Source organism: Oleiphilus sp. HI0128 (assembly GCF_001635365.1).
Genome location: NZ_LWGG01001347.1, coordinates 1 through 933 on the forward strand (window position 1 = coordinate 1; position 933 = coordinate 933).

1 protein-coding gene is annotated in these 933 nt (G+C 39.2%); it reads left to right on the plus strand.

Features of this window, described 5'->3' with window-relative positions; all coding sequences use genetic code 11:
* Positions 1–16: 16 nt before the first annotated feature.
* Positions 17–933: hypothetical protein (locus tag A3763_RS22415; RefSeq protein WP_197483050.1), on the plus strand; the 917-nt coding region annotated here is incomplete at its 3' end.

The window sequence follows — 933 nt, forward strand, 5'->3', positions numbered from 1 at the left end:
AGTTAATAGGCAGCAGTTGTCTCCTTGCTATAGGGAGACGGGAGCAGTAGTTGTTTGTAGTCGAGAGCAGCTTGAGAAAGGTACTAGGATTGGTGGTTCTGTAGGTATTTACGAGATTCCTCATGAGTATAGCTTTGATGTTGATGCCTACTCAGATTTTTACTTATGCGAAGCGATGCTAACAAGAAAGAAAATTGTGATTAGTGTTGTTGGTTACGCAGAGGTAGGACTGGGCCATGCTTTTAGAGCAATAATGTTAGCTCATGAGCTGGTTCAGTATGAAGTAGTTTTTGTGTGCGAACAAAAGTCTGATTTAGCTATCCAGTATATTCGTGAATACAATTATACAGTTGTCGTTAGTGATAACGATAAGTTGGCAGAAACAATAATTTCTATTAATCCCGATTTAGTTATCAACGATATTCTAGATACAACTCTAGAGTATATGAACTGCTTGTCTAGATTTGGCGGTAAAGTTGTAAATTTTGAAGACTTAGGCGAGGGAGCCAACTCTGCTGATCTAGTTGTAAATGCGCTATACCCGCATCAGTCATCGGATGAAAAGGTACTAGTTGGAGCCAAATATTTTTGTTTGCGCGATGAGTTTTTGTTTCTCGATGCTCAATCCTCCAGGCTTAGTTCTGGTCAGGTTAATAAAATACTGATTACGTTTGGTGGTGTTGATGAAGGAAATGTTACGAAGAGGGCCCTTGAAGAGCTGGCAAGCTTATGTATCTCAAACAATATTGATATCGATGTGATAACAGGTCCCGGTTATGAGCACTTTGATTCGTTAGAAAAAGTCATTGAAAAGAATGAACGATTGAGATGCAATATTGTTAAGGAAACTAAGAGAATTTCTGAATACATGGTCGATGCAGATTTAGCTATAACTTCAGCTGGACGAACGGTGTTAGAGCTAACGGCTCTCTA